The sequence below is a fragment of the Candidatus Bathyarchaeia archaeon genome (assembly GCA_035283685.1).
In the GTDB taxonomy this organism is placed as follows: domain Archaea; phylum Thermoproteota; class Bathyarchaeia; order Bathyarchaeales; family Bathyarchaeaceae; genus DATETJ01.
In genome coordinates this window covers 610,433-634,276 of sequence record DATETJ010000002.1, presented here as the reverse complement: position 1 = coordinate 634,276, position 23,844 = coordinate 610,433, and the positions used below count along the sequence as shown (strand labels likewise).

The following is a 23,844-nucleotide window of genomic DNA, read 5'->3' as shown; positions in this document are numbered from 1 at the left end:
TGCAACAATAGACAATGACGTTGCGGGCACGGACACCACCATCGGTTTCGACACTGCCCTCAACACTGCCCTTTTCATAATAGACAGAATTCGTGATACAGCGACTTCTCATGAGCGAGTGTTTGTGGTTGAAGTCATGGGCAGAAAAAGAGGCTTTCTGGCTCTTGCCGTAGGTTTTGCTGAAGGCGCCGAGTTCATTCTTGTTCCAGAGATCAAGTTCAATTTAGAATCGATTTGCAAAAAGCTTAAAGGAGGTCGGGAAAAGGGAAAAACCTCAGAAATAATAGTAAAGGCTGAGGGCGCAGGAGACTCCTCTCTAATTGCTGAAGAAATAAGAAAGAGAACAGGGTACGATGTCCGCTTGACAATCCTTGGCCATGCGTTGAGAGGAGGACCACCCACAGCCCAAAGCAGAATTCTCGCCAATCAATTTGGAGCGTACTCCGTGGGCCTGCTCCTGAAAGGCGCAGAGAAGAATATGGTTGGAACCAAAGGACAACGAATGGTGTCAGTTGATTTGGATGATTCTTGGAAACGAAGGAAAGATTTGGACAAGCACCTATATCGGTTAGCTGAAATCTTATCATCCTAAAGAGTTGGAAAAAATGGTTAAATCAAAAGAGAACTTGATGAGACAAAAAATTGCCTATTTCTCTATGGAAATTGCATTATTGAATGACGCTCACACTTACAGCGGAGGTTTAGGAGTTCTTGCAGGCGATACCATAAGATCGAGTGCAGATCTGAGACTTCCTTTGGTGGGAGTTACTCTAATCAGCAAGAAAGGGTGCTTTAGGCAAGAATTGACCGATGAAGGAAGACAAGTAGAACAACCAGACCCATGGGAACCCTCAGAGTTCATGCAGCCACTCCCTGCTGAGGCTAAAGTGCAAATTCAGGGCAGAGACGTGCACATTAGGGCTTGGCTTTACACTGTAGAAAGTCAAACAGGTGGAGTTGTTCCTGTCTACTTTCTCGACACAGATGTAGAGAGAAACAGCCCTGAAGACAGAGAGATTACTTCTTTTTTGTATGGCGGAGATGAAAGATACCGCCTTAAACAAGAGATTGTCTTGGGAATGGGCGGCGTGAGAATGCTGGAAATGCTGGGTTTTGAAGTTCGTAAATACCACTTGAATGAGGGGCATTCCAGCCTCCTTGCCCTTGAGGTGCTGCGAAAATATCAAATGAACATCGAAAAAGTTAGAAGTTTATGCATATTCACTACACACACGCCTGTTGAGGCAGGGCATGACAAATTCTCCTACGACCTTGTTAAAGAAGTGCTGGGCGAGACTTTCTCACTCGATATTTTGAAAAAATTGGGCGGACAGGACAGATTAAACATGACGCTTCTCGCCTTCAACCTAAGCGATTATGTTAACGGTGTGGCCAAGAGACACCGAGAGACTTCCAAGGAAATGTTTCCAGGCTACGAAATTCACGCAATTACTAACGGCATCCATTCATACGCTTGGACTTTTGGGAGTTTCAGGAAATTATATGACAAGTATCTTCCAGGATGGGCAAATGAACCTGAGCTATTTGTAAGAGTGGATGGAATCCCAGATGAAGAAATTGGGCAAGCCCATAGGGAAGCAAAAAAAGTGTTGATTGATTACGTTAACAAAGTAACGAATATCGGTATGGATTATGACACATTGACCTTGGGATTTGCACGAAGGGCAACTGAGTACAAAAGAGCGAACCTACTGTTCTCAGATCTGGAAAAACTAAAAAAGGTGAATAGGAAAGGAAAGATCCAAGTGATCTTTGCCGGAAAAGCCCATCCCAGAGATGAATCAGGCAAAAGGCTGATTGAACAAATCTTTGGTTACATTGAGAGGTTGAAGGACGAAATCAAGATTGTTTATTTAAAAAACTACGACATGGATATCGCAGCCAAACTGGTTTCAGGAGTTGATGTTTGGCTAAACACGCCTTTACCACCTCAAGAGGCCTCAGGCACAAGCGGGATGAAGGCGGCCCACAATGGAGTGATAAACTTCAGCGTCTTGGACGGCTGGTGGATTGAAGGCTGGATAGAGGGCGTTACAGGTTGGGCCATAGGACCACACTCAGAAGAACACTTACCAATAGAAGAGCGTCACATCAGAGAGATGGATGATCTCTACAACAAGTTGGAATACATAGTCATTCCCATGTTCTACCAGAGAAGAGATGAGTGGATAAGGATGATGAAGAACTCAGTTGGGAAGATTGCTTACTACTTTAACAGTCTCAGAATGATGCGCAGATACGTAACCGAGGCCTACCTGTAACCCTAATAGAGATTTGCTGTTAAATTGTTGTTTAAATCCTGCCCGGGGCTACTACGTAACTCCAGTCGAGTTCGGAGGATTAGGTTTGCTTGACTGGATCATTGTCGCCTTTTTTGCTTCTTGGGGTTTCTTTGTGATTCCAGAAGTTTTCATGAAGAGGAAATAGCTATGTCGCTGGCGGTTGTAGTCGTATTGCGCCGAGAGTTGTCGCTAGGAAAAGTCCGTAGATGAATAGAAATATGGCGCCTTCTCTCCATGTCAACCTGCCCATTGACAGGAAATACCAGAAAAACAGGTTGGTGATGAGAGAAAAGATGACCAAATCTTGGAAAACAATCATGTTCATGGTTAAAGACTTACCTGCTAATGCGGGAAAGAATAATGTGATTCCAAGTATCAAAGTTATGTTTATGAAACTACTACCAACAATATTACCTAAAGCCAGCGCAGGATGCCCCTTGAGGAATGCTTTCAAGCTTACACTGAGTTCTGGCAGACTAGTCCCGAATGCGATTATTGTAGCTCCTATTATCTGTCTGGGTATCCCTGCAAATTCTGCTACGGCAACAGCGGATTCGACAAGAAAATACGCACTTAAAATGACGCCAGCGATTCCTAAGAAAGTGAGTAGAACGTATAGTCTCAACTTCTTTTTCTCACCCTCAGAAACGCTTGTTCCTTCCTCTGGTGGAATTCTTATCTTCGACAGCTGATATGTGTAAAAGACAAAAATCAACAGCAAAACCAAACCCACAAGCCAGCTGGCTTCGGTAAGATAAACCAACGCCAAAGGGATAACGGACGATATGAAGAGACCGAAGTTAAGGCTGCCAAGCTCTTCTTTAGCAAATGATGGAATCACGCCAATCCCACGCTGACTCCTTAAGGAGAGGAGGAAAGCGGCCAAACCCACTATGAGGCAAATATTCACAATGTTCGAGCCTAAAACGTTCCCGACAGAGATTGCACCTTCTCCCGAAAAGGCTGAGATAAAAGCCACACTTAATTCAGGTAAGGACGTGGAAAAGGCGAGCAAGCTGAAGCCAACAGCAGTTTTTGCTAGCCCTGTTATATCCGACATCTTAATAGAGTTGGTTATTGTGAGGTGGCTTGCCTGATCCAGTATCACTAACGAAACCAGTATAATCACTAGGTGCACTATTACCTCCATGGGCGTTCACCGCAAAATCACGTTAAGAAAAGCAGCAAACAAAATAAACTTATTGCCACGCTCAAACTCCAAAATCCTTTTAGTGAAGGCTAGTCTTGTATGCACTGATTTGTCTTAAAACTGTTGACAAATATGGAAACTGCTGAAGCCAAGAACCCTACGGTTTTCGACCTGCTTGTCAAGCCGATTAGACGCTTGATTGAGCAGCGAGGTTTCTCAACGCCGACGGAGCCCCAAGAGAAAACCATGCCCAAAATCCTTGAAGGCAAGAATGTAGTTCTGATTTCGCCAACAGCTACAGGCAAGACTGAAGCTGCGTTTCTGCCCGTTCTTAACATGCTACTAACCATGGCTGAGCGCCCCCCGGGAATCAAAGTTCTGTACATTACGCCTCTGCGCGCTTTGAATCGTGACATGATGGAGCGGCTTCAGTGGTGGTGCAACAACCTCGACATCAAACTGGCAGTCAGGCATGGAGACACAGAGACACAAGAACGAACACGCCAGTCGCGCAGTCCACCAGACATTTTGATCACTACACCTGAGACTTTGCAGGCTATTCTGCCCGGCTGGGTCATGCGGCAACACCTACAACAGGTGCGCTGGGTCATAGTTGACGAAGTGCACGAAATGGCCGACAGCAAACGAGGCAGCCAACTCACTCTAGCGCTCGAAAGACTAAGGTGGGAAACAGGCCAAGACTTCCAGTTGATCGGCTTATCTGCCACAATCGGCAGTCCGGAAAAAGTGGCACAATTCCTTGTGGGCACTGGACGCAGCGTTGAAATCGTGAAAGTGCCTGTTGCACGCCAGACGAAACTGAAAATTCTCTTTCCGCAAGCCACGCCGGAAGACGCAGAACTGGCTTCAACGTTGTTTACACATCCGGAAGTGGCGGCTCGACTTCGCATCATTCGTCAATACATTGAGAAACAAAAGTCTGTGCTCTTGTTTACGAATACAAGAGCGATTTCCGAGGTTTTGGCGAGCCGCTTCAAAGTGTGGGACGTGAATTTTCCAGTTTCGATTCATCATGGCTCTTTGGCTAAGCCGTCACGTATAGCAGCGGAAAAGGGTTTGAAAGAAGGCGTCTTGAAGGGTCTAGTTGCCACAAGCTCGCTGGAGTTGGGCATCGACATCGGGCGCATCGACTTGGTTATTCAGTATATGAGCCCTCGGCAGGTAACGAGGCTGATTCAACGTGTGGGCAGAAGCGGACATCGCATAGGTCGAATCGCTAACGGGATCATAATCGCCATGGACTCTGATGACACTTTGGAAGCAATGGTTATAGCTCGTATGGCTTATGAAGAGCAGCTTGAGCCAGTGGACATCCCAGATAAGCCATATGACGCATTAGCTCATCAAATCATCGGCTTACTCATGAAGAAAAAGCGCTGGTACTTCAACGAAATCCACGAAATGTTCAAGAACGCGTATCCCTACGCTGACCTAACCACAGAAGACATCCGGAAAGTCCTAACCTACATGCACACGCGGTTTCCACGCTTGGCATGGGTTTCTTTTGAAGACCAGTTGGTCCTCAAGCCACGACGCACCAAGGCACTGTACGAATATTACTTTGAGAACTTGTCAATGATTCCTGAAGAGAAGCAGTATCTGGTTGTGGACGAGTCTTCTGATGCGGCTATAGGCGTTTTAGACGAGGCGTTTGTGGCGGAGTATGGTAAACCAGGCATCAAGTTCATAATTAGAGGCAGCCCGTGGAAGATCACTCAAGTCTACGGCGACAAGCTCTTCGTCAAGTCGGTCGACGACCCAACAGGCGCAATACCAAGTTGGATAGGCGAAGAAATCCCAGTGCCATTTGAAGTTGCACAGGAAGTTGGAGCCATAAGAGGATTCGTTGAAAACAAACTCAAGAAGGGCGCTAGACCTGAAGATGTCGCAGCTCTGTTAGCCAAGAAGTATCCAGCGGAAGCCGACACAGTTTCGAGAGCAGTTTTGGAAACAGTTGAACACGTGGAACGTGGTCTTCCCATGCCAACAAACAAGCGAACCATAATGGAAGATTGGGAAGAATTTGTCATAATTCACGCTAATTTCGGCTCGCTTGCCAATCGAGCGTTAGCTCAGTTACTGGGACACATGCTGTCAGAGCAGTCAGGCGCTTCAATAGCGGTTCAACATGATCCCTATCGCATATTTATTCAAACTATGGGCACAGCCAACGCAGACAAGTTGATCGCGTTGTTCAATGATCTGAAGAAGATGCCACAAGCCACGGTACAAGAGATGTTGACCAACGCCACGGTTAAGACTGGGTTGTTCAAGCGTAGGATGATCCATGTCGCCAGACGGTTCGGCGCGCTTAAGAAGTGGGCGGACTTCAGCACTGTAAGCCTTCGCAGCTTGATGAAGAGTTTTGAGGGTTCAGTTATCCATGAGGAAGCATTGAAGGAAGTTTTCACAAAAGACTTGGATCTTCAACGACTACTACAGGTCTTAGGCGACATCCAAACTGGTAAGATAGAAGTCGTCAAAATTGACAATAAGGGCGCAGCCTCGCCTGTGGCACGAGTCGGCGTTGAACGCGTCAGCATGAAAACCGATCTGATCCCAAGTGAACGCATGAAGTTGATTCTCATAGAATCAGCGAAGGCACGCCTACTCAACGAAGTGCGCACGTTCGCTTGCACTCAAAACTGGGACTACACAGAAATGCTTCGCTTAAACGACCTTCCCGACAAGCCAACTTGTCCAAAATGCGGCTCAACCCATCTCGCTGTGCTCAGTCGTGAGGAAGAGCAGACTCGCTCATTAGTGGACAAGAAAGGGGAAAAACCTACTAAGAGCGAGCGGAAACTGTTGGAGCAAGCCCTAGAAACAGCTGAACTCATGAAAAACTATGGAAAGGCTGCAGCTGTAGCATTAGCTGGTCGCCGAGTGCGTACACAAGACGCGCTTAACGTCCTCCGCAAACAGCATGTCCTCTCTGACCGCTTTTTCGAGTTGGTCATCGAAGCTGAAAGGGACGCATTAAAACGACGGTTCGCTTAGCACTAGCTACCGAAATGAATCAGTACTAGTTAGCGGTGATTCCAAAACTATAAAAGAGCCTAGAAGCCTAGGTTTTGTTCTGAAGAGGGAATAGTGGACTTCATGTCAATGGAATTAAGCCGGCAGCAACTCCGCGAACAGACGCTTCAACGGTTCAAATACGTGCGAACCTGCATCCTTGCAAGAGAACTATGCCTCCTTGTACGTACGAATCGAGTGGCATTCAATCTAAAAGACGCCCAAGAATGCTGCAAACTCATATCCACACTCTGCAATGAAGCTGGTTGCGAAGAACAAAGCCAGCTCTGCGCCAAAGCATCCGAGGCAGTGCCGGAAAGCGAAGAGAAGTATTTAGACCTGTGCCAGCAAAGCTGCATGAAATGCGGAGAATCCCGTAAACCCGTTCAAAAGAAGACGCAGAACAACTACGTGGCATAACTTTTCGTGGCATTGTGCCATTGTTACGCCTGAAATCTCAGTTCTAGTTCTGACGCTTATTCGAAAAGAAAATATACTTGAGCCAAAATCAAATAGGAAAGAGGCAGAGCCAAGCAAAGGAGGATAGTGAAACCACTTGTTCATCGCTCCGTTCGTTGCCACACCCCTACCTGTGGTTAAACATATGCTGACCGTAGCCGACGTTAAACCAGGCGAGATAGTCTATGACCTCGGTTGCGGCGACGGCAGAGTCGTGATAATGGCCGCGCAGGAGTTCGGCGCCAGCGCAGTGGGCGTTGAAATGAGGGAAGACTTAGCCAAACAGGCCATGGGCAAAGTCTCAGACATGAGTTTGGAAGGACGTGTCAAGATCGTTCAAGGTGACATGTTCAAGGTTGACCTGTCGCAGGCTGACGTCATCACGTTGTACTTAACAACCAGTGCCAACGACAAAGTCAAGCCCAAACTTGAGGCAGAGCTGAAGCCCGGCGCCCGCGTGGTTTCACATGACTACGAGATTCTAGGTTGGCGACCAATCAAGATCGACAACTTTTGCGAGAACCCCAAGCTCGGATACCCATCTCACACAATCTATGTTTATCGCAAATAGTCCGAGTCTGCTTTAATGAGCTTCTGCCCGCTCAAGTGCCCTGTTTAGGCTGTGTGGGCGGTTGAGCTACATTCACCGGCTGTCCTTTTGCCAAGTCTTCGGCGGGGACACCTTGCTTTCCAGAGAACAGAAGATCAGGCGGCGGGTATATTGTGCCCAAGAACGAAGCCATCGTGTAAATAGCGGTGAAAACGTGTTGATAGACGCGGTGAAATACGAATGGAACATTGCTTTTGGGGTCAACTTTCAGCATCTGGTCAATGAGCGCGTCTTTGCCGGTCAGGGTTGCGCTGCCCTCGATCTCGTATTTCACAACACTTGGTTTGGTTTTCACAATCAGGCCGAATAGCACCACGACTCTGCCGCTTCGGCGTTCCTTCTCCTCAAGCTTGGCGTTTACATCGAATCTGACGCCCGTTGACCCAACACCTTCGCTCAGTCGCGTCGCTAGCAAATTCGTGATTTCGATCAGTACTGAAACGTCTACCCAGTTGGTCACGGGCTCAATAGTTGATGTTCCTCCCTACGAAAACAGTATGGTCGGGTCTATCCATTGTTTCGGCAGTCAAACCTAAAACCAAAACGTGAAAGTCGTTTTGTGTGTAGCATGGTTCTATGCACAGCGTTTGAGGATGAGGTTCTAAGTAAGAGTATGGCTTCGTAATCCTTAAGTTTTACGATACCCTCATACATACATGTCATCTGTTGAAGGGCATCCATCATGACTTCTTCAGCTACAACACAAACCGATAAGGAGGAATCAGCCTCCCTCGGGTTTGGACACCAAGGCCAGAAAAAACAGAAGGGTGCCGTGCGCTTCAACGAAACTCAGTTCAGAACTGAAGTCAACAACACAAAGCTACTTGTATCCATCCGCAAGCCTGAGCAGCAGCAGATGTCGCCTTTATGCGAGAAGTATGGTGCCAGCAAGTATAACTTGCATCCAGATTATGTTTTTCCCGAGTCTCAGTCAAGCCTTATTCCAAGAAACACGCCTGATTTTGTTGATCGTGGCGAGAAATATGTGGAACGCATTGTGCGAGCCCTTTACTATTTCAAGCAATGCGCTCTGATCGGTCCCAGTGGCACTGGCAAAACCCATGTTGTTTACATTGTGGCTGAGATCGGTGGCTTGCCCATGTATGAGATTAACTGCGGCCTCCAAACCTCGACCTACGACTTGTTTGGAAGATACATTGGCCTCGGCAAAGAAAACTGGATTGACGGCCAAATCATAATGTGGTGTCGGAACGGCGGCATCTTGTACCTGGACGAAGCCAACATGATGAAGCAAGACGTGGCAACTCGTTTGAACCCGCTTTTGGACACCCGAGGACACATTGTTCTCACGGAGAAGGATAACGAGATTGTTCATCGACACCCGTGTGGTACCCTGATCATATCCATGAACCCGTTCTCAGGCGAGTTCGCAGGCACCAAACCATTAAACGCCGCGTTTAGACGAAGAATGGCCGTTTGGATTAACTTTGACTACTTGAGTATAGGCGAAAAGATCTGCCCAGATGAAATCACGCTCATTCAGAAAAGAAGCGGAGTCCCCAATGACACCGCTACGAAGATAGTGAAAGTGGGTGCTGAGCTTCGACGACAGTACAGAAATGGCGAGCTGCCTTATGGCCCATCGCCAGGCGACCTTATGAACTGGGCTACCTTAATCTCTGATGGGAGTACGCCTCAGATAACGGCAGAGGAAACAATCATCGGCACAACAAGCGACGACATTGAAATCCAAGGCATGGTTAGGAGAGTTGTGCACGCGGTTTTCGGCAGCAAATAGACCTAGGGCGCATGAGGCTTGGACCTTTTTGAATACGTGTGGCTAACCTCATTCCAAATCACCAAAAAGAATCATGAAGAAATCAAAATTCTGCTACGAGACGATGTCAAGTACTCTTCGCTTGGGAGAGAAGAACGAGGCTACGTCATATCCTTAGCAAAACCTAAGAAGAGAAAGGATGGAAAAATAAGCTACCTCGGCCTGATTTTTGATCCCAAGAATGAATTACACAAGAGGCTTTTGTGGCAGACCTTCAAAGCATCTGTTTTCCACCTGAGCATGCATATCGCAGCATCCGACTATGAGGCGTACGCCGATTGGTCAAAGGACAAGAACATAGACTCGGCAACTTTCATCGTGAGCATGCTGGAAGACGCGGTTGTGAGAGCAGGCTTGAAGACTCTCTGGGCACCTTTCATCAACGACGTGGCCATCGCAGATGCCTTATCATACCTGAAAACGAAGCCCGCTCATTTGATTCTTAACCCAGCACTTCGCTTCATGACATCCTTGATTTTGAGCTACACAACGGGCTCAGTCAAAGGAAATGTGCCCTCTGGAATGATTACCAGTCTCTCAAGCATTGTTGCCTCTTTAAACGAGATTGAGAAAGTGGTTCGAAATGAGCTGGCGAGAATTTCGACCTCTGATAACGACGATGTCTCGGGAGGAATTTCTGACCTATCTCTTATGCAGAGACTGGCGATTGCTGACGTTATGTATGAAGCCCTGGAGAAATATGGAGAGTCCTCTGAGACGCCCTCGCTCCTATACGCTGAAAATCACGGAAGCAATTCAATCTTCTTCGGAAGCGATGTTCCATCTGAACAAGAAATAGAAGGCAGCCTGAAAGGAGCTTTGCGAACGCTTCAGCAATATGTCAACGGTAATGGAACACAGAATTTTGCGGAAAGATCGCTGGAAAACGAAGTCTCTCAAGTCTTCTCCACATGGGAATCCAAAGAATCCACGGAGAAAAAAATCCTTGAAGGCTACAGGCTGCTGGGAAACGGCTCGCGTTTTCGATCTTACGAGTTTCCCACTGAGGACTTTTCTGAATACATTTATGGGAAGGCGCTTCTCTCCAGCCCGATCAGACGAGTTCTAGACAGGTTGCGCTTACTGAAGAATCTTACCGGCGAGGACTACAGACACGAGATGGGTTCCTTGGACATGCAAGAAGCTATTCAAGTTGTGGCTAGCAAAAGCCAACGAACAGATGTTTTTGTCCGCGATGAACTCCAATCAAGAGAAGACACATGGGCAATTCTCGTTGACGCGAGCCGCAGCTTAGGATCCTTCACAGGGGAGGTACGCGGCATAACATTGTGCCTAAGCGAAGTTGCCCGCAGTCTTTTCCCAAGCCAAAACGCTTGGAGCGCCTTTGCCTTCAGCGACAAGTTCTACATAATAAAGGATTTCTCAGAGGGCTACAATAACCGCATACGCGCAAGAATTGGTGGTTTGGGACAGGGCGGCATGACATATTTAACGGACGCGTTGATGTTGACTGCGCAGGCTTTGAAAAAACGCACTGAAGAGAGCAAACTTATGGTGGTTGTTTCCGACTTCTTTCCATCAGGAAACGTTGGCGCCGAAGAAGTTCTCCGCACAAGTGTTAAGAAAATCGAGAACTCAGGAATAGGTGTGATAGGAATAGGAGTCCAGAGCAGAGCGGTCAAGAACTATTTCAGAATAAACTGCGTTGTGAGTAACCCTTCTGAGCTGATGAAGAAATTTGTCAACGCCTTCTTCGAGTTCAGCGCACTAGCATAGCGATGACTAAGGATAGACTTCCTTCAGCATCGAGAAATCTGCTATGAACTTGAACTTCTCAGCAAATTCCTTATCCCTCTTGTGGCGCAGGACGATTTTCTCAGGCACGCCGTTGTGAATGTAAACTATGTAGATTATGTCTTTTCCAAGAGCTGATTTCTCCAAATTCTCCACAGCGCTCTTGACTTTGCCCAACTGCTCTATCTTTCGGCTGATTTCGTCAATGGCGTCGAAAAGAACCTCTGCCTCACCTTGTTCACTAGCGCTAAGCATTACATCTTTGAATGAAACCCATTCTGATGATGCGCCGCCTTTCTTTCCCTTTTCTCCCTTACCTCTTTTCTCTGCCTCTTTCTTGCCTTTGGCTTGTGGGAGTTTCTGGAAAGCTGACAGCTTTTTGAACCAGTCTTCGTTGCCATGAGTTGCTTCAATGTCTCTTAGAAAGGACCCCAGCCACTGGCTATATTCATCGTTAACGGCCTTGTATTGCTCAATTCCTTTTTCAATGGTCTCGCGTAGATCGCGCAAGGTGTAGAAACTGCGGATTTCAGTGGCTAGGCATTCAAGCAACCTTTATGGCTCCCTTCATTGTGTAGGCTGTTGATCCTGCGTTTTCCGTTGATTCATCAGTGTTTTTCTTATTCCATCTTCAACTGGGCTGCTGCCTTCCTCTTGTTTGTCAGAATGATTCTCAGACATGTTTCGCAGATTCCGTAATTCCCGATTCACTCTGTCAAAAAGTTCGATTCTCACACTGACCTTCTGTCTGTATAGAGTCAACGACTTGCTCAGTTCTGGAATGATAAATGAAACTAAGTTGAACACAATGTCAGGTGAGCAATCATCCAAAGCTTTGGATTCAACCTCATTCTTGTCATTTATCAGAATTAGATGAGCTTCCGGGTTCAGAATCACTTGTTGCAGTTTCTGTCCGTGTGGAAAAATGCTTACGGGAAGGTTAAATGACATATTCAACTGCCTTAAGACCTGCTTCAAAAGAGCACAGAACTCTCGAGTCAGTTTCGATTCATGCCAAATGAGCTCGCTTAACTGAAGAGTCTCCTCGCTCAAGACTTTGAGTGATTCCTGCATTTGATCATTAGTCGCCTGAGGAGATCCCGTGGGCATCTCTGCCAGTATGACCGGTGGGGAAGGACCACTCTCTTCATGTTTAACTTCAACCTTCTCCAATAACTCTACCCCAATAACTGGTCGTAACAGCGTTGCGAATGTTACATGGGCGCGTGGAAGCCTTATGATGTTTTGTATATAGCTTTCTGCTACATACTGCTGTTTCTTGGTCAGGATTTGATTACTAATGCAGATTCTGAATTCAGAAGTATAAAATATAGAACAAGTCGAAACTCGCTATCAACCTTTGAATTTGAATCAGACTCCAAAGTGAGAATATTGACGATCATGGAACCCCCGGTGAAGAAACCCGACAGCGTTGTCAAACTCTACGACGAAAAGGCAGGATTGTACAAATTCGTAATGAAGGACAAGGGGCCTCTCCAGTCTCTGGAAGCAATTGAAAACGCCTTAGCCAAACTTGGACTTTCCAAAAACGAGATCAGGGTTTATGTCTACCTTGCCAGAACCGGCATGCTCAAGGCAAGCGAGATTTCAGAAGTCATCTCGTTGCATCGAACCGAAACGTACAGGATACTACGCGATCTGGAGAAAATTGGGCTCGTCTCCTCAGTCTTCGAGAAGCCCTTAAAATTCGTGGCTACTCCTTTCGAGAAAACCTTGGACCTTCTCATTGAAAGCAAGAAGCTGAGACTTCAGCTTCTGGAAAGGAAGAAAGGAGACTTGATTTCACTGTGGGTCTCCCTTCCCAAAGCTGAGGTTGAGTACTCAAAGAAAGAAGTCTTCCAGATACTGGAGGGCGAGGAGCAGATCAACCTAAAAGCTGAGGAAATTCTGGCTAAGAGCAAAAGCGAAATCTGCGTATTCGCTTCGGATTCCGATATTGTAAACTTCTATCACTCGGGTCTGTTGGACAAACTCGAAGGCGTCGAGAAGAAGGATTTCTCAGTTCGACTGTTAACCAACGACTCACCTAAGAGCAAGTTCTTCATCAAAGAACTGAAGTTGAACGGTGTCAAACACTCGCCGGCTTGTCCAAGCGGCTTGTCAAGCTTCATCTTAGTAGATCAGGAGCAACTTCTGTTCTTGATAAACAAGAATGGCGAGGCTAAAGACGATGTTGGGGAGAAGAAAGATAAGCTAGCGGCGCTTTGGACCAACTATGAGGCTTTCATCAGAGCCTTAAGGGCTCTTTTCCAAGAATTATGGAGCAGCTAGCATACGTTTCTTGATCTGAGCTATCCTGATTTGTCATTCTAATTTTTCATCTGAATTCCTAAAACGCGTAGCGAGTTGCTACAGACGAATCCTCATAGTTGACTCAGAGCCTATCTATTGTAAAGCAGCTACTTTGCGAGGCAGAAATGAATGAAAAAGTTCAAGAACGGTAGAAAGGGACTAAGCACTGTAGTTACCACGCTGATAATTCTAGTAGTCGCAGTGTTGCTTGCTAGCATCGTCACTTTCTACGCCATCAATGTCGTAACAACTAGGGTGCAAGAGGAAAGCCTACAGATCTTCAAACAGCATCTATGGCATAACGGCACCACCCATGCTCAGGGCGCGTTTTTGATAATCAACACAGGCGGTCGCGACGTCGTCATAGACAAAATAAGCGTCAGAGGCCAAGAAAGCGCGTGGGCTACAGTCTACTATAACAAGACTACAAACACGATCTCAGCCGACCTGTACTACCTGACTCCAAATACCAACGGCACGCTACTAGGGCAGAGCGTCTCCCTTGGCGGAACATCATACGGCTTGGTTCAGGCGAGCACCGATCTGATTTTGCGGTCAGGATGGAGCATGATTGTGTACCTCACCAACCCAGACAGCATCTCGGTCAGCGACATAGGCGTCACAGTTGGATTCACGGTGTTCACGGCAAACGCTCAATACTATAAAGAATGCAACGTAGGCGCTTCAGTCTAAACGCACCATTCTTTTTTCATTTTTTCCTTTCTTTTCCCGTCATTGCTTGTCGATGTGTAGTACAGTATTACGCACAAAGTATCTTATTTCGTAAGACGCGAAACTTGCTTTCCACGTAAAACAAGGAGAAAATAAAGAATGAATACTCTGTTGCGAAATAAGAAAGGGCTTAGCACCGTAGTGACAACCTTGATCATCCTAGTCGTCTCAGTGCTACTGGCAACTGTGGTCACCTTCTACGCCATCAACGTCACAACGACCAGAGTTCAAGAAGAGAGCATACAAATAACAAAGCTTCACTTCTGGCACAACGGCACAACCTATTCAGAAGCAGCCTTCCTCATCGTTAACACTGGCGGACGTGACCTAGTGCTTGACAAAATATCTGTTCGAGGACAAGAAAGCGTATGGGACTCTATTTACTACAACAAGACGACCGGGGCGATTTCGCCTGATCTCACATACGTTACACCAAACGCAGATGGTACATTGACAGGCCTAAATGTGACACTGGGTTTGAACACCTACGACTTGACTGCAGGTGTTGCTGGACAAGATATGATTCTCAGATCCGGTTGGAGCATGATTGTCTACATAACGAACCCTGACAGCTTATCAGTAGGCGATATAGGCGTAACTGTTGGCATAACCATCTTCACGGCTAACGCTCAGTACTACAAGGAAAGCAACGTACAAGCAGCAACTTAAGATAGCCGACAAAGCCCACCTTAAGCCCAAACCCTTTTTTTCGTTCCTACGTTCTAGCAATAAGCCAGCCAGCTTAGAATATGTATGCTGTATTCTGATGTGTAGTACAAGTTACACACAAATCATCATATTCATTCTTCCATCAAACTGCTGGTTCTCCGAATCAATGTTCACATTGGCGTAGTGGGCACAATGGCAGAGCACAGAAGAGGCAAACAGATCAGAAGTCTAGGTTCCCGCAAAGCCATAGCCCTGCCTGTCACCTTTCTGATGCTGTTCGTGTCTCTGATTCTGTTGATTACTGCAACCTACTACTTCTCCATCACCAGAATCACTGCCAAAACACTGGCATTAAAAACCGCGGGCGTGGAGCAGGAGATGCTCTCACTCGAGAAAGTCGTAAAATTCGTGTCGTGGTCTCCTGGCGCCTACGAGATCTATGAATTTGGCGATTTTGGAGGCAAGTTCAAAGTCCTTCCCACAGCCAAAACGCTTGTCTTAAACCTGACTGATAGCTCCACATTCTATGATGTCTTCTATAACAGTTCGGTCGGCGAAGCCCTCTACGAACTGGCGCCGTCAGAGGAAGACTTGGGCGACGTATTCTTAAAGGGCGACAGCCGTGCCATCATCAACCAAAGCTCATCCACAATGGCTCAACTCTACTTGACTCAAGGCATCGAGCGCTATGAACTGGCACTGTCCTATCGACCATTAGCTGGCACATCTGTAACTGGCTCAAGCAGTGGAAAACCAGTCAACAGCCTGAGAGTCTACATAATCAACCTCAACGCTTCAGAAACCATAACGAGACTAGGGGCTTTCCGATTGAAAATAAGCTGCCTAGACGTCAAGTCGACTTCACTAACCTACAACTTCACTTCTCCGTTAACATCTTTGACAATAAAAGCAGATTTGGATAGTATCGTCGACGAGGTTTCTCTTCCGATTTCAAGCAATGCACAGGGAGCCTTGGTCAATTTGGAAACCATAGTCTGCAGCGTCAAAATGGAAGACATAGGATGGTGAAAAGTATGCCTTCAACCATTCCCAGCCACATCTACACCATGATTGCCTTAGCTGTCGTCGGCTCACTGCTGGTCGCCACAGTCAACTCTTACACGGCCTCTTTGAAAAACGCATCAGAAATCGAGCAACTAAGAAACCTATTAGGTCAGGTTGCAGCAAAAGGAAGCGAACTCGCAACGCTAGTGGCATCAGCCAACACTTCAGCTCAGGCTTCACTTCAAATGCCTACTTCAATAGGCACTCAGCAATACTGGCTCAGAGCAAGCAACGACTCCTCAAATGCTTGGATCGAAGGCGCCTTGGGTCGAACGACTACCCAGGCTGTGCTGAACAGAGTGTATTTGCCCAGACCTGTTTCAGCATCAGGCTATTTCATTTCAGGTTACAAATCAATCATTCTTGAGACCTACATGAATGGCTCAATTCCACAGCTTGTTCTCTCTTCATTAGGAGGTTAGAAAAGCAAAATGAAATTGAAACTGAAGCCGGGAAAAACAGATAAAAACGCTGAAGACGGAGAATCTAACGCGCCGCCCACAGAAACATTAGTTGGGTCTCTGGGTCTTAAACGTCATGGAGCACCAGAAGGATACACGGAAGTAGAGACATATCCGCTTAAGCCGCCATTTTCGTATGCGTCGATAGTTCAAAACGAAGCCACAGCCGAGCTTCTCTACGTAATTGATGAATTGCCCTTGGAGAAGGCAGAGATCGAAGCTTTTGACCGCATGAGAAACATACTGGAATACGAGCTGAAGGCGCCTCAGGTCGACGAACCTCTAAGCGAGTCATTTCATCGCCAATTCCCAAACATTGTTGAGAAGCATTCTAAGTCGTTGAATGGAGTCTCGGCGATAGGCATCAGAAAGATTCAGTATTACTTGGAAAGGAACATAGTCGGCTACGGCAAAATCGACCCGCTGATGCACGATCCCTACGTAGAGGATGTACGCTGCGGCGGCTTGGACAAACCAGTCTTCTTGTGGCACCGAATCCACGAAAACATAAAAACCAACATTTTCTTCACCGACGAAGAAGAACTCAACGATTTCATCATGAAAATCGTACACAAGGCAGGCAAGCATATTAGCATCGCTTTTCCAATCGTGGATGTCACGCTGCCCGGACAGCATCGTTTAGCCGTGTCTTACGGCAGGGAAACCACGCCCTTCGGAACAAGCTTCACTATCAGGAAGTTCCGTGAAGACCCGTTCACAATAGTAGATCTGATTGACAACGAGACCATAAACGAGTCAATCGCCGCTTATCTTTGGCTGCTAATCGAGAACAAGATGTCCATCACGATTGTGGGAGCTACGGGAGCAGGAAAAACTACATCGTTAAATGCTATAGCTTGCCTCATCCGCCCCAATCACAAGATCATCACAGTTGAAGAAGTGGCTGAGATCAACTTGCCGCATGAAAACTGGACTTCAACCATCGCGCGCTCAGGTTTTGGAGCCGAGAAAGAGGGCGAGATCACGCTCTACGACTTAATCAAGTCTGCCGTCAGGCATCGTCCTGATCTTGTAATCGTCGGGGAGGTTCGAGGTGAAGAAGCTTACGTGCTGTTCCAAGCGCTGGCTACGGGACACGGTGGCCTCTGTACTATGCACGCTGAGGATGTTGAGACCGCCATTAAACGTTTGACTCAGCCTCCGATGAACATTCCAGCGTCTATTATCACGTTGATGAACTGTGTAATTGTTGTCAGGCACGTTCAGACGCCGGTGTTCTTGGAGTCAGGAAAGAAAGTTTCCAGTCGAAAATTTGTCCAAGTATCTGAAGTAAAAGACGCCAACCAAATAGTCGACGTGTTCAGTTGGAATGCCACGTCCGACATCTTTCAGGAACGTCTTGAAGAGAGCATTTTGTTCAAACGATTGGCACGAAAAATGGACATACCTTTCGAGCGATTGTTGTCTGAGTTCGAATACCGCAAAAAAGTGTTGCAGAACATGGTTGAACACAACGTCAGAGACCACCGAAGCGTGAACAAAGTTCTGAGCAAGTACTACCACGACCCGTCTGTGCTCGAGACAGAGTCTTTCAGAAACTTCAAGCGGTGACGACACCTTGCTAAAACCCGCAGGCATGGGCAAGATCTTCGGTTGGATGCTCAACCTACTCTCCGGAGCTAACTCTCCCGAAGAAATTGAGACAGAGTTGCCCTTCGCGGTTATGATGTTCACGACCCTAGCTGCGAGCGGCGTTACGCTTTATGAGAGCTGGAAGAAGATGCGCAACGCTCACCTGTTGCCGAAGATTCAAACAGACGCTGAAGACATGGTGAGGCAAGTGGAGGTCTTAGGCTACGACCCGCTCACCGTTATGCAGAAGAAAGCTGAGAAAACCAAGTCGAAGACTTACCGAGACTTTCTAGCAGGATTTGCCTCATCAGTTAGAAGCGGAGGCAGCACCGTCAGTTTTCTCAGAAGCAAACTCCGCTCAATTTTGGAAATTCAGAGCGCAGCCTCGCTGCGGGCAGTTGAAAAATTAGGCACGCTTGTTGAAGCTTACGCCGTGATGATGATCGTGACCCTGTGCACCTACATATTGTACGTTACCATGTCTTCAACTCAGATTTTCGAAGTTATGTACTCGGGCGGTATGAGGTCAAGAGGTCCAGAACCTTTCGTGTATTTGCTCATCTTTGTGATAATGCCATCGATTTCCATAGTGTTCATGTTGTTTGCGCAAAAGGCTCGCAAGAGCACGTTCATATCGCTCACTTCAGTTTATCGCAAGTTCCTTTTTCCAGCTGTCGGCGTTTCAGTCTTTGCTGCCTTGGTCTACTTCGTGCCTCAACTGCAATTCATAGCTGAACATAGCAGGCTACCGTTGGTAGTGACTGCTTGCCTAGCCGGGGTTTCAGTGCCCTCAGCCATCGCGTACCACAGACTTGCAGCAGAAAACTTCGCCGCGGAAGAGTCCATGCCGAGTTTTCTGAGAGACGTAACCGAAGCCAGAAAAATCGGGTTGTCTCCAGAGAAGAGCATTATTCACGCTTCCAAGAGGAAAGGCTACGGAAGATTTTCCGGTCTGCTTGAGAGTGTCAGAAGCCAGATTGAATGGGGAGTCGGCTTGAAGAAAATCTTCGCCAGCGTCAGAAAGAGGATTCAAAGCTGGCCTGTGCTTGTTCACTTTTTCATACTGATCGAGACGATTGAGATTGGTGGCGGATCAACCAATGCTCTGGAGATCTTGGCTGAGTATTCTGAGAAGAACAAGGACATTGAAACAAACAAGCGGTCGTTGCTTAAACCTTACATTATTTTAGCTTTCATTTGGAGCGTGCTGATTGCCTTAACTACTACGATTGTGGCTTTGACAATCTACGTGTTGGCGCAGATTTCGCTTCCAGGCATGGCTCAAGCTTCATTTGACCTTATGCAACTTCAGATAACCTTGTTTTCCATCGGCATCATTCTTCAAACGTGGATGTCGGGTTTCTTCATAGGCAAAATCAACGAGGGCACGTTTGCAGCAGGCTTCAAGTATTCGGCGATGCTGGCGGTCACCGCTTACGTGTCTCTCGTGCTGTCTCAGAATCTTTTGGCAGGTTTGTACACGCTTGGCTCTTCAATATAGGGAGGACCTCGCCGATGCCATCATCGTCTGTTGACACATTCCTCGCAAGCTCAATCATGATAATACTGGCTTTATCAGCGATGGTGGGCACGTCAAAGTTAATGGCGCCTTACATGAGCGATCTAGCTTCGAGAGACGATGACACACGCTTTCAATTCTTGGCTTCACATCTGCTCTTGACCACAGGAACCCCCACGAAATGGGGACAAATGAAGAACACGAAGCCGACAAGTCTCGGTCTTGCGAAGGCAAGTGCGCTTCAGCCTTATGAACTCGACGTAGATAAGGTGTCGCGGTTAAACAGCGAGAACAGCTACTCATTGGATTACTCTGACTTGTGGCAAGCGTTTGGCGTCAAGGATGTCTCTTTTCAGGTCGAGATTAGACCACCGTTTGAGCTGTCGATAGAATCTGTTTCCAACTCAACTCAAGGAACCCAGACGGTGTATGAATTTGAGGTTAATGCAAGGAAATCAGGGATGCCAGTTTCAGCCAGTTTAAGCGGCTACGTGGCTGTTAGAGACTTTGTCAACAAGACAACAGCCTCCACTTCATCAAACGGCGCCGGTACGTTAATGATAGGTATTCCAAACTCAACCAATGGAACAGCAGTGCTTCTCGTTTTCGCTCAGTCAACAGCAAATGCGCAGGTGGTGTCTTTCAGTGCGTTCGCCTTTGGGCATAATGTGCCAAGCCCTTTGCCAAATCTGACTTTCACTAGGCTAAGTCCACTTGACTACGTGTTGAATGCGTCTCTGTTTTATGACTCTGTTGAAGTCACGAAAGCCCAAGCTTTCACATTCGACCACAATTCTAGTTTAACCGTCAAGGCACAAGGTGTTCAGACTGTCGAGTACGTGATACCTCGTCTTCTCGACGCAAGTACAACGGTCATGGTGCTTACAGGGTTTAATGGATCAACGTCTTTCGCTGAATGGGTGGTCTATCCGCAGATTCCTTTTCAGATTGGAGCGGATTTCAGTGGGAGTATTGCTGGGTCAAGAATCGCTGTTCATAGCCGAATTGTAACCATTAATTCTGCCCTTTACGAAGCCGTCACAAGGTGGGGAGGTTTAAGCGACGATGTTTGATCGGAAAGGGCAGATTAGAATCATAGAGTCCTTTCTAGCCATCGCAGTCGTATTTTCAGCTGTGCTAGTTTCTTTCACTTTTCCAACTTCCCCTGACCTTTCAAAGCAGAGATCTCTGGTAAGTATGGGCATACAGGCTCTGATGGAACTTGACGCGGACGGCACACTTGGTAATTTGATCCTCCAGCAGAACTGGACTCGCATAAAAACATCTTTAGATGTCCTGTTACCAATGGGTCTCTCATTCAATCTAACTGTTTACGATCAAGCAGACAACGTAGTCAATTCAGAGACAATTCAGAACTCAAATTTACTGGGGCTAGAAGCTGTCGCTGTTCAGTATGTTTGCGCAACTCGGAGTCAAACTGTTGAGTTTTTTGTTGTTCGCCTGCAGTTGGCGTGGACAGGTTAGGAGACCGGAGCAAAAGTGAGACCAAGAAAAAACTCGGGCCAGATTCTGCTGATCACCGCATTCATAATGGCTTCGCTTCTCTTGTCTGCACAACTCTACATTCTTGAAGTTGGCAAGAATTCTGGTGAGACAGGGGCAGAGTCACTCGGCGATTTCATGCAAAGCGTGAAATTGGGTTCAAGACATGTTATTTTTGGCTCACTTGCGAACGCTTCTAATGGAGGCCCCGGCGACGTGCTTGAACTGAATCTACGAAGGTGGGCGTCGTTTGTCGGCAGTCAGTATTTGCATGGAAAGAGCACACTGAACTATACGGTAGCAGAGACAACAACCTACTCGACTGGCTTATGGCTGGACTGGGGCGTGAGCAGCTACGGAGTTTCATCTGCTTTTGCAAACTTTACGCATTCGCTTTCAGGTCGCGAAGCAGACGTTGAACAGCCATATTTCATCAATGCTACAACGTCTTTGGTGATTTCGAGTACGAATCGAAGGTTAAATGAAACTAGTAGGCAGGTGAATGTGACACTGAACTTGTTGAATGAGGCTGAGCCTGCGCTGGCGGATAGTATCACAACTCATTACAGGGTTTCCAATAACTGGTTGATTCCCGATGAGACCAATAACTACGTGCTTCAGAATTACGGAAATGGCACATACTTGGCGTCTTTCACAGCGACGTTTCCATCATCGCAGGTCGAAGTCTCAGCCCACGTAGTTGATCATAGAGACATCTTTGTGCAAGCCAACGTGACGAGCACGGAGGCTTGATTTGCGAAAGAAGGAGACGGATCTGCTCTAGCGCCTTCTTTCACGATTCCGCTGAGATTTAAGAATCGTTTGAAAAGGTCTAGAGTCGAACATATATCAGAACGAGAAATAACGGGTATATTAACTCTTACGAATTAACATCTTGAGTGTTCATGTACGTCAACATAGTTGAAGACGGAGTATCAAAATGCTTGTGGGTGCTACCGAAACTCGAGAACATTCTGAGAACCCACATTCTGAAGAAGCAAAGCTGAAGAACTCACGCGGAGTTAGGCTTATTAGAACGTACCGTTCGAATTTTAATCTTGATTTTGGCCATGTTGCCCGTTCCTTGGCGTTACATCGAATCCTGGAATTGCAATGGTTGCGGTTTATGCTGCAAAGGCTTTGACGTGGTCTTGGATTTTCCCGAGTGGGTAAACATAGTCAAGACCTATGGCGTAGACTACACGATACCCGGCTTAAGCCGACTCTATCTGAGGCGTAAAAACGACGGCACCTGCGTGTTTTTGCAAAACCACTACAACAGTTGGCTGTGCTCAATGCAACATATGAAGCCAGCGGCATGCAAGTTGTGGCCTTTCAAGATTTCTGACAAGCCGCGATACGGGCGCCCTAAAGAAGCGGAATACCCTTTGACGAGCATGAAATTATACGTGTATGTTGACCCGTCTTGTGTAGGTCTTCGCTGGGGCACCCCGAATCCAGAGTTTGTTAGCTTTGTGTTGCCAGAATTTGTCGATCTTGCGCTGGGGCAGCGTAGAAAACAGTATTATTCGACGTCAAGACCGTTTTCTCCACAGTCTTGGAAGCCTTGGTGAGAAAAACGGCTTAACAAGGATCTGTCTAAGCGCGAGGGCTTGATCTAGTTCTGAGGAGACTTATGGATAAGTATAAACCCAGTACATTGAAGACGCCTGTTACAATGAACAGAAACGCAGATTGAACATAATAGAAGCCGACAGGTCGCAGCTCTGCAGGCATGTACGGCGATGTTAGATATGTTGCGGCATTGCCCAAGGATATCAGCGCTGGAAAAAACCATAACGGTATCGAAAGGACCGAAGCAGCGACGTCTGGGCTTCTAGACTTGAATAACCCGTTGATGATGCCGGGCGCTCGCGAAATGTAGAAAACCCCAGCTACAAACATGAGAGACATGAAAATCTTTGCCAGAAGCTCAAGAATGGGAGGAGCCCGATAGAATTCCAAAGGCTGTATCCATAACCGCCATGCTGAATAGGCAAGAAACGAGACGCCTTCAGCAATGTAAAAAACACCAAGAAGACGCATTCTTGTATTAGACATGAGGGATGGGCCGCTTAGTCTGTATTAAGATAGAGGAAAAGTCAGAATAAGAGTGTTGTTGTGATACTGGTGATAGACCAGTGTGAGGTGAGGGTTAAACATAATGAGCTATGTGAAACAGATCAAGATCACCAAAATCGAAGAACGACCCAACGACGCTTGGTATGACATGAGTCTTCGGCAACTCCGCCACGGTGAAGTTTGTTTCTACAGGATCCACGATTTTCTCACTGGAAACTGGCTGTTCAAAACGTGCAGAGACAGCGAACTTGGAAAAGTCATGGTTAAAGCTATCAAGTGCCCAGCTGGCACACGCTTCGCCCAGCTTGAAGGCAACACAATGTTGTTTCAGCTGAGCCAAAGAACAGGCTGGCTTTACGATATCATATCCTTGACTAGAGTTGATGAAAGCGACAAAATATCACGGAAGGTCGTGGCCTCCTTAGACGAGATTCCATCCGTTATTCGAGAAAACTACGAAATCAAAGCGTACGAAGAAGCGACAGGGAAAACTGCGCCGGGCAAACACTGGGTCACATTAACCAAGGCGGAGGATGAAAAGGCCAGCATAACTCTGTTCCTACTTGAACGAGCATGGACACTGTCAACAACCACAGCAGAAGAAAAGCTTGAGGCCTTACAGCAACAAGAAAGACAAAAGCCAAAAATAAAGAAAAAGGAAATCGACACAGGCCAAGCTTTGACTTGCCCCGTCTGCGGCGACAAGTTCCGACTCAAACACATTGAGAAAGATGTGGCAGTCAAACACGCGCTAGGAAAGCAGTAATCTCTCGACTTGCACGTTGATACAGTT

Annotated in this window: 24 protein-coding genes; 19 read left to right on the top strand and 5 right to left on the bottom strand. The window is 46.9% G+C overall.

The annotated features are described in order from the left end of the window. Together VJ249_03460 and glgP are read left to right on the top strand one after the other, a co-directional pair. Positions 1–592: 6-phosphofructokinase (locus VJ249_03460; GenBank protein HKZ93626.1), on the top strand; the 592-nt coding region annotated here is incomplete at its 5' end. Between the two features lie 13 nt (positions 593–605). Further along, positions 606–2,282 carry an alpha-glucan family phosphorylase gene (glgP, locus tag VJ249_03455; protein ID HKZ93625.1) on the top strand — a complete coding sequence of 559 codons (1,677 nt, stop codon included), beginning with the start codon at positions 606–608 and terminating at the stop codon, positions 2,280–2,282. A gap of 166 nt (positions 2,283–2,448) precedes the next feature. Here glgP and VJ249_03450 read toward each other — a convergent pair whose 3' ends face one another. Further along, a complete protein-coding gene (locus tag VJ249_03450) occupies positions 2,449–3,453 on the bottom strand; it encodes a sodium:calcium antiporter (protein HKZ93624.1) in 1,005 nt (334 codons plus the stop codon). A 132-nt stretch (positions 3,454–3,585) separates the two neighbouring features. On the opposite strand from VJ249_03450, the gene VJ249_03445 reads away from it, so the two are divergent. The 3 genes from VJ249_03445 to VJ249_03435 all read left to right on the top strand — a co-directional run bounded on the left by VJ249_03445 (position 3,586) and on the right by VJ249_03435 (position 7,522). Continuing rightward, positions 3,586–6,474: a DEAD/DEAH box helicase gene (locus VJ249_03445; GenBank protein HKZ93623.1), complete on the top strand. Its 2,889-nt coding sequence runs from the start codon at positions 3,586–3,588 to the stop codon at positions 6,472–6,474. A gap of 102 nt (positions 6,475–6,576) precedes the next feature. Further along, positions 6,577–6,912 (top strand): hypothetical protein, encoded by a 336-nt coding sequence (locus tag VJ249_03440; GenBank protein ID HKZ93622.1) that lies wholly within the window; start codon positions 6,577–6,579, stop codon positions 6,910–6,912. Positions 6,913–7,048: 136 nt separating this feature from the next. Continuing rightward, on the top strand, positions 7,049–7,522 hold the full coding sequence (locus VJ249_03435) for a methyltransferase domain-containing protein (GenBank protein ID HKZ93621.1): 474 nt from the start codon (positions 7,049–7,051) through the stop codon (positions 7,520–7,522). 31 nt (positions 7,523–7,553) lie between these two features. On the opposite strand, the gene VJ249_03430 is transcribed toward VJ249_03435, so the two are convergent. Then, positions 7,554–8,021 carry a hypothetical protein gene (locus VJ249_03430; GenBank protein HKZ93620.1) on the bottom strand — a complete coding sequence of 156 codons (468 nt, stop codon included), beginning with the start codon at positions 8,019–8,021 and terminating at the stop codon, positions 7,554–7,556. A gap of 222 nt (positions 8,022–8,243) precedes the next feature. On the opposite strand from VJ249_03430, the gene VJ249_03425 reads away from it, so the two are divergent. Together VJ249_03425 and VJ249_03420 are read left to right on the top strand one after the other, a co-directional pair. Next, the gene (locus tag VJ249_03425; GenBank protein HKZ93619.1) at positions 8,244–9,320 is read left to right on the top strand and encodes an AAA family ATPase; all 1,077 of its coding nucleotides are present in this window, start codon (positions 8,244–8,246) and stop codon (positions 9,318–9,320) included. 18 nt (positions 9,321–9,338) lie between these two features. Then, positions 9,339–11,096 carry a VWA domain-containing protein gene (locus VJ249_03420; GenBank protein HKZ93618.1) on the top strand — a complete coding sequence of 586 codons (1,758 nt, stop codon included), beginning with the start codon at positions 9,339–9,341 and terminating at the stop codon, positions 11,094–11,096. Positions 11,097–11,102: 6 nt separating this feature from the next. On the opposite strand, the gene VJ249_03415 is transcribed toward VJ249_03420, so the two are convergent. Continuing rightward, entirely contained in the window at positions 11,103–11,666 is a 564-nt protein-coding gene (locus VJ249_03415; protein ID HKZ93617.1) for a hypothetical protein, read from the bottom strand. Positions 11,667–11,681: 15 nt separating this feature from the next. After that, positions 11,682–12,287 carry a hypothetical protein gene (locus VJ249_03410; GenBank protein ID HKZ93616.1) on the bottom strand — a complete coding sequence of 202 codons (606 nt, stop codon included), beginning with the start codon at positions 12,285–12,287 and terminating at the stop codon, positions 11,682–11,684. Positions 12,288–12,515: 228 nt separating this feature from the next. On the opposite strand from VJ249_03410, the gene VJ249_03405 reads away from it, so the two are divergent. The 11 genes from VJ249_03405 to VJ249_03355 all read left to right on the top strand — a co-directional run bounded on the left by VJ249_03405 (position 12,516) and on the right by VJ249_03355 (position 22,543). Further along, positions 12,516–13,406, top strand: coding sequence for a helix-turn-helix domain-containing protein (locus tag VJ249_03405; protein HKZ93615.1), 891 nt, complete (start codon positions 12,516–12,518; stop codon positions 13,404–13,406). Positions 13,407–13,556: 150 nt separating this feature from the next. Then, the gene (locus tag VJ249_03400; GenBank protein ID HKZ93614.1) at positions 13,557–14,120 is read left to right on the top strand and encodes a hypothetical protein; all 564 of its coding nucleotides are present in this window, start codon (positions 13,557–13,559) and stop codon (positions 14,118–14,120) included. 138 nt (positions 14,121–14,258) lie between these two features. Next, a complete protein-coding gene (locus tag VJ249_03395) occupies positions 14,259–14,828 on the top strand; it encodes a hypothetical protein (protein HKZ93613.1) in 570 nt (189 codons plus the stop codon). Between the two features lie 192 nt (positions 14,829–15,020). Beyond that, positions 15,021–15,857, top strand: a complete 837-nt coding sequence (locus VJ249_03390) for a hypothetical protein (GenBank protein ID HKZ93612.1) — start codon at positions 15,021–15,023, stop codon at positions 15,855–15,857. A 5-nt stretch (positions 15,858–15,862) separates the two neighbouring features. Next, positions 15,863–16,315 (top strand): hypothetical protein, encoded by a 453-nt coding sequence (locus VJ249_03385; protein ID HKZ93611.1) that lies wholly within the window; start codon positions 15,863–15,865, stop codon positions 16,313–16,315. A 9-nt stretch (positions 16,316–16,324) separates the two neighbouring features. Next, positions 16,325–17,926 (top strand): type II/IV secretion system ATPase subunit, encoded by a 1,602-nt coding sequence (locus VJ249_03380; protein HKZ93610.1) that lies wholly within the window; start codon positions 16,325–16,327, stop codon positions 17,924–17,926. 7 nt (positions 17,927–17,933) lie between these two features. Next, positions 17,934–19,448, top strand: a complete 1,515-nt coding sequence (locus VJ249_03375) for a type II secretion system F family protein (GenBank protein HKZ93609.1) — start codon at positions 17,934–17,936, stop codon at positions 19,446–19,448. A gap of 14 nt (positions 19,449–19,462) precedes the next feature. Continuing rightward, positions 19,463–20,539: a hypothetical protein gene (locus VJ249_03370; protein HKZ93608.1), complete on the top strand. Its 1,077-nt coding sequence runs from the start codon at positions 19,463–19,465 to the stop codon at positions 20,537–20,539. Continuing rightward, positions 20,532–20,951: a hypothetical protein gene (locus VJ249_03365; protein ID HKZ93607.1), complete on the top strand. Its 420-nt coding sequence runs from the start codon at positions 20,532–20,534 to the stop codon at positions 20,949–20,951. Before VJ249_03370 ends, VJ249_03365 begins: the two co-directional genes overlap by 8 nt. A 15-nt stretch (positions 20,952–20,966) precedes the next feature. Beyond that, entirely contained in the window at positions 20,967–21,722 is a 756-nt protein-coding gene (locus tag VJ249_03360; protein ID HKZ93606.1) for a hypothetical protein, read from the top strand. A 317-nt stretch (positions 21,723–22,039) separates the two neighbouring features. Continuing rightward, positions 22,040–22,543: a YkgJ family cysteine cluster protein gene (locus VJ249_03355; GenBank protein ID HKZ93605.1), complete on the top strand. Its 504-nt coding sequence runs from the start codon at positions 22,040–22,042 to the stop codon at positions 22,541–22,543. Positions 22,544–22,568: 25 nt separating this feature from the next. Here the strand turns inward: VJ249_03355 and VJ249_03350 are convergent, their stop codons facing one another. After that, positions 22,569–23,030, bottom strand: a complete 462-nt coding sequence (locus VJ249_03350) for a hypothetical protein (GenBank protein ID HKZ93604.1) — start codon at positions 23,028–23,030, stop codon at positions 22,569–22,571. Positions 23,031–23,133: 103 nt separating this feature from the next. On the opposite strand from VJ249_03350, the gene VJ249_03345 reads away from it, so the two are divergent. After that, positions 23,134–23,817, top strand: a complete 684-nt coding sequence (locus VJ249_03345; protein HKZ93603.1) for a hypothetical protein — start codon at positions 23,134–23,136, stop codon at positions 23,815–23,817. Positions 23,818–23,844 lie beyond the last annotated feature (27 nt).

Coding starts and splice junctions, on each gene's coding strand:
- glgP (HKZ93625.1), top strand. CDS start 606: ATGGTTAAATCAAAAGAGAACTTGATGAGACAAAAAATTGCCTATTTC.
- VJ249_03450 (HKZ93624.1), bottom strand. CDS start 3,453: ATGGAGGTAATAGTGCACCTAGTGATTATACTGGTTTCGTTAGTGATA.
- VJ249_03445 (HKZ93623.1), top strand. CDS start 3,586: ATGGAAACTGCTGAAGCCAAGAACCCTACGGTTTTCGACCTGCTTGTC.
- VJ249_03440 (HKZ93622.1), top strand. CDS start 6,577: ATGTCAATGGAATTAAGCCGGCAGCAACTCCGCGAACAGACGCTTCAA.
- VJ249_03425 (HKZ93619.1), top strand. CDS start 8,244: ATGACTTCTTCAGCTACAACACAAACCGATAAGGAGGAATCAGCCTCC.
- VJ249_03405 (HKZ93615.1), top strand. CDS start 12,516: ATGGAACCCCCGGTGAAGAAACCCGACAGCGTTGTCAAACTCTACGAC.
- VJ249_03400 (HKZ93614.1), top strand. CDS start 13,557: ATGAAAAAGTTCAAGAACGGTAGAAAGGGACTAAGCACTGTAGTTACC.
- VJ249_03395 (HKZ93613.1), top strand. CDS start 14,259: ATGAATACTCTGTTGCGAAATAAGAAAGGGCTTAGCACCGTAGTGACA.
- VJ249_03390 (HKZ93612.1), top strand. CDS start 15,021: ATGGCAGAGCACAGAAGAGGCAAACAGATCAGAAGTCTAGGTTCCCGC.
- VJ249_03385 (HKZ93611.1), top strand. CDS start 15,863: ATGCCTTCAACCATTCCCAGCCACATCTACACCATGATTGCCTTAGCT.
- VJ249_03380 (HKZ93610.1), top strand. CDS start 16,325: ATGAAATTGAAACTGAAGCCGGGAAAAACAGATAAAAACGCTGAAGAC.
- VJ249_03370 (HKZ93608.1), top strand. CDS start 19,463: ATGCCATCATCGTCTGTTGACACATTCCTCGCAAGCTCAATCATGATA.
- VJ249_03365 (HKZ93607.1), top strand. CDS start 20,532: ATGTTTGATCGGAAAGGGCAGATTAGAATCATAGAGTCCTTTCTAGCC.
- VJ249_03355 (HKZ93605.1), top strand. CDS start 22,040: ATGTTGCCCGTTCCTTGGCGTTACATCGAATCCTGGAATTGCAATGGT.
- VJ249_03350 (HKZ93604.1), bottom strand. CDS start 23,030: ATGTCTAATACAAGAATGCGTCTTCTTGGTGTTTTTTACATTGCTGAA.
- VJ249_03345 (HKZ93603.1), top strand. CDS start 23,134: ATGAGCTATGTGAAACAGATCAAGATCACCAAAATCGAAGAACGACCC.